The organism is Planomonospora algeriensis (assembly GCF_977012225.1).
In genome coordinates this window covers 1-6598 of sequence record NZ_CDRNDK010000360.1, presented here as the reverse complement: position 1 = coordinate 6598, position 6598 = coordinate 1, and the positions used below count along the sequence as shown (strand labels likewise).

Below are 6598 nucleotides of genomic sequence, written 5' to 3'. Positions count from 1 at the left end.
GGGGCGGCCCCCTGACCGCGCCGCCCCGCGGGAGATCCCGGCCCGACCACGCCGCCTCCGGGGGAGGCCCCCACGCCGGGGCCCTCCTCCGGAGGCGGCGGCGTCCGGGGGCACCGCCCCGGGGCTCACGGCCCCGGAGTCAGTCCCAGGGCCGCCATCCTCTTGCCGTGCGCCTCGGTCAGCCGGTTGAACATCCGGGTGACGTCCTCCCCGTCCGCGCTCACCAGCAGCACCGCCAGCTCCGGCCGGGCCTCGGCCACCCGCCGCGCCTGGCTCAGCGCCTCGCCGACCATCCGCCTGGACCACAGGGCCAGCCGGCCGGCCAGTTTCGGGTCCGCCTCCAGGGCCGCGCCGACCCGGTCCACCGTGAACTGGCAGCGGCCCTCGTCGGCCAGTACCTCCTCGACCAGCGACCTCGTCTCGGCGTCCACGTGGGCCGCGGCCTCACGGTAGAAGTCCAGTGCGATCCCCGTACCGACGTACGCCTTGACCAGGGCCTCCAGCCAGTCGTTCGGCGCGGTCCGCTCGTGCCAGCCGTCCAGCGCCTCGACGAAGGGGGCCATCGCCTCCTCCGGATCGGCGCCGAGCGAGGCGAGCCGGTCACGGAGCAGCCGGAAGTGCGCGTACTCGGCCGCCGCGAGATCACCGAGCGCGGCCCGGTCGGTGAGCGTCGGCGCGTGCCGCGCGGCCTCCTCTGCCAGGCGGAGGAACGCGGTCAGCTCGGCGTAGGCGAGCACACCGAGCAGGTCGGCGACGCCAGGACGGGAATCACTCATGAGGGCAGACTACGAGCGTCCGGGGCCGCCGGTGAACCGGTCCCGGTCCGCACGCGCTCACCGGTCTTATTCATGCGGAATACCGGGAAATCGGTTCCCGGTTGTGGTATCGGGTACACTTCCCTGTGAAAGTGCGACCGCACTGTGTTAATCCAGGAGATCCATCCTGAACGCCCCCCGGAAGTCGGCGTGACGCCGCAGCGGTCGCTGATGACATTGAGAGGGCTGGCCCTTCCGCGAGGACCCGGCACGGGGAGTTGTTCGCCCGTGGTCCCGGCGGGACTGCCTTCAACGGAGATTTAGGCAGGCCAAGCTGACGACGTTCCGAGACCTCGGAGTCACACCAGAGATCGCTGACGCCCTCGACACCGAGGGCATCACCACGCCGTTCCCGATCCAGGAGATGGCACTTCCCCTGGCCCTGGCGGGCCAGGACATCATCGGCCAGGCGCGCACCGGCACCGGCAAGACCTACGCCTTCGGCGTGGCGATGCTCCAGCGTGTCGGCAAGCCCAGGAAGAACCGGAAGAAGCCCCGCGGGCTGATCGTCGTACCGACCCGCGAGCTCGCCGTCCAGGTCACCGAGGACCTGGTCACGGCCGCGGGCAAGCTCGGCTCCCGGATCCTCACCGTGTACGGCGGGCGCGCCTACGAACCCCAGATCGAGGCCCTCAAGCAGGGCGTCGACGTCATCGTCGGCACCCCCGGCCGCCTGCTCGACCTGGTCAAGCAGAAGCATCTGGACCTCTCGCAGATCGGCACGCTCGTCCTGGACGAGGCCGACCGCATGCTCGACCTGGGCTTCCTGCCCGACATCGAGCGGATCATCAAGCTCGTCCCGGCCGAGCGGCAGACGATGCTGTTCTCCGCCACCCTGCCGGGCGAGATCGTCGGCCTGTCCCGTCGCTATCTCAACCGCCCCACCCACGTGCGGGCCGAGACCAACGACGCCGAGGCCGAGGCCACCCCGCAGACCACGCAGTTCGTCTGGCGCACGCACCGGATGGACAAGATCGAGATCCTCGGCCGCCTCCTCCAGTGCGAGGGCCGCGGGCTCACGATGGTCTTCTGCGAGACCAAGCGCGCCTGCGACCGGGTCGTGGAGGACCTCAAGGAGCGCGGCTTCGCCGCCGCCGCCGTCCACGGCGACCTCGGTCAGGGCCAGCGCGAGCAGGCCCTGCGGGCCTTCCGCAACGGCAAGATCGACGTCCTGGTCGCGACCGACGTCGCGGCGCGCGGCATCGACGTCGACGACGTCACCCACGTCGTCAACTACGACTGCCCGCAGGACGAGAAGGCGTACGTGCACCGGATCGGCCGCACCGGCCGCGCCGGCCGCACCGGCGTGGCGGTGACCTTCGTGGAGTGGGAGGACCTCACCCGCTGGAAGGTCATCAACAACACGCTCTCGCTGGACTTCGCCGAGCCCGTCGAGAGCTACTCGACCTCGCCGCACATCTACAGCGCCCTGGCCATCCCCGAGGGCACCAAGGGTGTGCTGCCGCGCGCCAACCGCTCCCGCGCGGGCCTGGCCGCCGAGGAGGTCGAAGACCTCGGCGAGACCGGCCGCACCCGTTCGCGTACGCCCCGCAAGGGCCGCGACGAGGAGCGGGAGGAGCGCCGTGAGCGTCCCGCCCGCACCCCGCGCGAGCGCCGTCGCACGCGCGGCGGCCGGAACGGCGCGGAGGCCTCGGAGACGGCGGTCCCGGAGACGGCGGCCGTCGAGGAGACCGCGGCGCCGGTCGAGGTCGCGGAGGTCCTGAGTCCCGCCGTCGAACTCCCTCAGGTGGAGGCAGATGTGGCACCGCACGACGGTGAGTCCGCGCCCCGGCGCGGCCGCACCCGCAGGACCGGGCGGAACCCGGAGACCGCTCCCGCCGAGCCGGTGGCCGTCGAGGACCTCGACGCCCCCGCTCTGGACGTCGACGAGCCGGCGCCCGCGCCCCAGCAGCCGCGACCCGAGCCGGAGAAGATCATTCCGCCGAGCCCGTTCGCGGTGATCTTCAAGTCGCCCGACCTGGCGACGGACGACGACGAGATCGCCCCTTCGGCGGCCTCCGAGCGCGTCCAGAACCGCCGCCGTCCGGCGGCCCGGGGCCAGCAGCGGGGTCCCCGCCGCGGCAACCAGCCGTAACCGCGGGGAAGGGGCGCCGGGGACGTCGCCCGGCGCCCCTTCCCTCTCCGCGGCCATCCGCGGGGACGGCAGGCCATCCCGACCAGAGAGGTATCGTGGTCTCACGTGAGTACGCCGCGTTTTCTGACCCTGCCTCCTGGCGTCCGCCCGATCTCCATCGACACGGCGGCGGGCACGTTCGCCGCGCTGGAGGCGCTGCCCGTCAGCGGTGTCCCCGAGCGCTGGCCCGCTCTGCTGGTCCCCGGTCTCACGGGGAGCAAGGAGGACTTCATCTCCGTCCTCCAGACGCTCGCCCAGTCGGGCCGCCGGGTCATCGCGATCGACATGCGCGGCCAGTTCGAGACGAGCGGCCCGGAGGACCCCGCCGCCTACACCTGCACGGCGCTCGGCAACGACATCGACCTGCTCGCGCAGGCGGTCGGCGAGGGCGAGCCCCTCCACCTGGTCGGCCACTCCTTCGGCGGGCTGGTCACCCGGGAGGCCGTCATCGACGGCCGCACCAAGTTCGCCTCCTACACGCTGATGAGCTCGGGTCCGGGCGCGATCGTCGGCCCGCGCGAGCGTTTCGGCCGCGCCATGCTCACCGAGATCCCCGAGCTCGGCATGGAGCACCTGTGGCACAACCGGATGGAGCCGGAGGCGCTGGCGGCCGGGGTGCCCGACGAGATCGTCGCCTTCCTGCGCAAGCGGTTGTTCTCCAACTCACCGGTGGGCATGACCACCATGACCCGGCAGGTGCTCTCCGCCCCCGACCGCTGCGGCGACCTCGCCCAGGTCGGCGTGTCCACCCTGGTCCTGTACGGCGAGCACGACGACGGCTGGCCCCCGCACCTGCAGGCCGAGATGGCGCACCGGCTGGACGCCGAGTGCGTGGTCGTCCCCGGCGCGGCGCACTCCCCCGCCGTGGAGGCCCCCGAGACCACGGCCGCCGCCCTCGTCCGGTTCTGGAACGCCGCCGAGGCCCGGCTGCTGAGCTGACCGTCCCGGGCAAGTCGGCCTACTTCCCGTTCGGCGCCCTGTGCCACTACTCGCTGCCCGGCTGGGCCAGGAGGAAGGCCCGACGAGAGGCGCGGAGAGCCGGTGCGGGCCCGAGGACTCCTCAGGAGTCGGCCAGGCCGTCCCAGGGAAGCCTGTCCGGCGCCGCCGCCCGTCCCTCGGGGCAGTGGCGGCGGAAGTCGCACCAGGAGCAGAGCGGGCCGGTCCTCGGTGGGAAGGCCGCGTCGATCTCCGGCGGGACCTCCGGCGGCGTGCGGTCCGCGTCTCCGTCCCCGCCTCTGCCCCTGCCCGCGCGTGAGCCCCGTCCCGCCGCCTCCGCCCAGGTCCCGTAGCGCTCGTCGGCCTCGGCGGCCTCGGTCCCGATCTCCTCCGCCCGGCGCAGGTGGCGCGCCAGGGACTCCTCGGTGTGCTCCCAGGCCACGACCGAGCCGGTCGGCAGGTGATGGAGTTCGACCCGCCTGCACGGCCGGTGCAGCATGCGGGCGGAGGCCAGCGCGTAGACGGCCAGCGCCAGCGAGGAGCGGGCGTCGTCCTCGGTCGGCGGGCGGCGGCCGGTCTTGTAGTCGACCACGACCAGCTCCCCGCCCCTGCGATCGAGCCGGTCGACGCGCCCGGACAGCGCGAGCACGGAGGTCTTGGCCGCCACCTTCCGCTCGACGCCGACGGGCTCGTCGGCCGGCTCGAGGGTCGCGGTGTAGCGGGAGACCATCTCCCGCGCCCGGTCGAGCCAGGCCGCCGACTGCTCGGCGTCCCGGAACCCGTCAGCGATCCACCCCCTGGCCAGCAGGATCTCCGCCGTCGCCGGGGTGCGCCGGTCGTACGGCTCCCGCCACCAGCCGGCCAGGGCGTTGTGCACGCTCACGCCCACGCTGGTGTGCGCCCACCGCGGCCCCCGCTGCGGCACGGGCCGGTCGAGGTAGCCGAACCGATAGCGCCGGGGGCAGTCCAGCCAGCCGTTCAGCCGCGACGGCGTGCAGGAGTAGAGCCGCCGCGGCACGCCCTCCAGCGGGAGCTGGTCCATGGAGGGCTAGTCGCCGTCGAGGTTCAGCCGGATCCCCGCGGCGCGCGTTCCGTCCCTCAGCGGACCCTCGTCCTCCGCCGCCGCGGTGCCGCGGGTCAGCGAACCGGACAGCCAGGCGTCGAACTGCGGCTCCAGGTCGCCGATGACGGCCTCCTCGCCGTGCGCGGGCAGCACACGGGTGCTGTGGCGCAGGGTGAACAGCCGCCCGCCGATCGTGGAGAGCTGGTCGGCCAGCGCGGGGTACTCACCGCCGATCCGGCCCGGGCCGTCGGCCAGGAGCGTCTTGCCGGTGAAGACCGCGTCCAGGACCTCGCAGTAGAGCGAGATGCCGCCCAGCGTGACGCCGGGGGTCGTCATGACCTCCAGCTCCACGTCGGCGACGGCGAACACGCCCTCGTCCTCCAGCTCGATGTCCGGCCACGTGTCCGGCCAGGTCCGGCGCCACAGCGGCTTGTCCTTGGGGTGCATGGCGACCACCGCCTCGTCGCGGGCGGCCACCTCGATGGCGGCGCCGACGTGGTCGGGCAGGCCGTGGGTGCAGATGACGGCGAGCACCTCCCGCTCGCCGACCTGCTCCAGGATCTTCTCCGCGTCGCGCGCGGGGTCGATGACGATGACCTCGTCATCGTCACCCACGATCCAGGTGTTGTTCTCGACCTTGTGCTCGGTGCCGTCGACGTCGACTGCACCCTCGGTCACCACTCGCTCGATACGGGCTGTCACGCTTCAGAACTTTACCGGAGGTCCGCAGAAGGCCCCGGCCTTCGGGCCGCGGATGAGTGAGGTCCCTGTCAGGGGAGGGTCCGCCGCCGCGCCGGACGTCCCGGAGCGTGAGACGCGGGGCCCGCGAGAGCGTGAAACGCCGGAGCCCGCGACCGTCAGGCCCAGCGGCGCCGCGCGTCGCGTCACGGTCCCACCCCCAGGAGCGTGCGCATGGCGGTGATGATCAGCTGTACGGCGAGCGCCGAGAGCAGCAGGCCCGCGATGCGGGTGACCAGTTCGATGCCGTTCTCCTTGATGACCCGGACGATGGCCAGCGAGAAGCGCATGAACACCCAGAGCAGGATGTGCACGACCCCGATGGCCAGGGCGAGCGCCAGGATGCCGCCGCTCTTGGCCTCGGCCTGCTGGGCGAAGACGATGGTCGCGACGATCGCTCCGGGACCGGCGAGCAGGGGTGTGCCCAGGGGGACGAGCGCGACGTTCACGTTGGACTTCATCGTGTTGGCGGGCGGCTCGGTCTCACCGGTGAGCAGCTGGAGGGCGACCAGCAGGAGCAGCAGACCGCCGGCGATCTGCATGGCCGCCACCTCGACGTGCAGGTAGCCGAGGATCGCCTGCCCGAAGACCGCGAACAGCACCACGAGGCAGAACGCGACGATGGGCGCCTGCCAGGCGATCCGCCTGCGCTCCGCCGTACTGCGGCCGCCGGTGTAGGCGAGGAAGAGCGGGATGATGCCGGGCGGGTCCATGATGACGAACATCGTGACGAACGCCTCGACGAAGAACTGGATGTCGAACACGCGTCCCCCTGGCCGGAGCGGAGGGGGATCACCTCAATGCTAGCCATCCGGCCCGCACCGGGACCTGCGGGGCTCCACGCCCGGCCGGGCCGGGGCCGGACGAGACACCGCCGGGCGCGCCGGAGTGCCGAGGCCGGGCCGAGGCCGG

The 6598-nt window shown here is 72.9% G+C and carries 6 protein-coding genes; 2 read left to right on the top strand and 4 right to left on the bottom strand.

Going from position 1 to position 6598, the window contains the following annotated elements:
• Nucleotides 1-125: 125 nt before the first annotated feature.
• Nucleotides 126-776 carry a ferritin-like fold-containing protein gene (locus ACWJ6R_RS27410; protein WP_449064996.1) on the bottom strand — a complete coding sequence of 217 codons (651 nt, stop codon included), beginning with the start codon at nt 774-776 and terminating at the stop codon, nt 126-128.
• Between the two features lie 403 nt (nt 777-1179).
• Here ACWJ6R_RS27410 and ACWJ6R_RS27405 point away from each other — a divergent pair, with 403 nt between their 5' ends.
• Together ACWJ6R_RS27405 and ACWJ6R_RS27400 are read left to right on the top strand one after the other, a co-directional pair.
• The gene (locus ACWJ6R_RS27405; RefSeq protein WP_449064995.1) at nt 1180-2910 is read left to right on the top strand and encodes a DEAD/DEAH box helicase; all 1731 of its coding nucleotides are present in this window, start codon (nt 1180-1182) and stop codon (nt 2908-2910) included.
• Nucleotides 2911-3015: 105 nt separating this feature from the next.
• Entirely contained in the window at nt 3016-3888 is an 873-nt protein-coding gene (locus ACWJ6R_RS27400; protein ID WP_449064994.1) for an alpha/beta fold hydrolase, read from the top strand.
• Between the two features lie 121 nt (nt 3889-4009).
• Here ACWJ6R_RS27400 and ACWJ6R_RS27395 read toward each other — a convergent pair whose 3' ends face one another.
• The 3 genes from ACWJ6R_RS27395 to ACWJ6R_RS27385 all read right to left on the bottom strand — a co-directional run bounded on the left by ACWJ6R_RS27395 (nt 4010) and on the right by ACWJ6R_RS27385 (nt 6450).
• The gene (locus tag ACWJ6R_RS27395; RefSeq protein WP_449064993.1) at nt 4010-4927 is read right to left on the bottom strand and encodes a RecB family exonuclease; all 918 of its coding nucleotides are present in this window, start codon (nt 4925-4927) and stop codon (nt 4010-4012) included.
• Nucleotides 4928-4933: 6 nt separating this feature from the next.
• Complete coding sequence (locus tag ACWJ6R_RS27390) at nt 4934-5650, bottom strand: MBL fold metallo-hydrolase (protein ID WP_449064992.1); 717 nt, start codon at nt 5648-5650, stop codon at nt 4934-4936.
• 182 nt (nt 5651-5832) lie between these two features.
• Nucleotides 5833-6450 (bottom strand): MarC family protein, encoded by a 618-nt coding sequence (locus tag ACWJ6R_RS27385; RefSeq protein WP_449064991.1) that lies wholly within the window; start codon nt 6448-6450, stop codon nt 5833-5835.
• Nucleotides 6451-6598 lie beyond the last annotated feature (148 nt).

Excerpts from the sequence above, each read along its gene's own strand:
- ACWJ6R_RS27395 (WP_449064993.1), bottom strand. The coding sequence starts at position 4,927 with ATGGACCAGCTCCCGCTGGAGGGCGTGCCGCGGCGGCTCTACTCCTGC.
- ACWJ6R_RS27405 (WP_449064995.1), top strand. The coding sequence starts at position 1,180 with ATGGCACTTCCCCTGGCCCTGGCGGGCCAGGACATCATCGGCCAGGCG.
- ACWJ6R_RS27410 (WP_449064996.1), bottom strand. The coding sequence starts at position 776 with ATGAGTGATTCCCGTCCTGGCGTCGCCGACCTGCTCGGTGTGCTCGCC.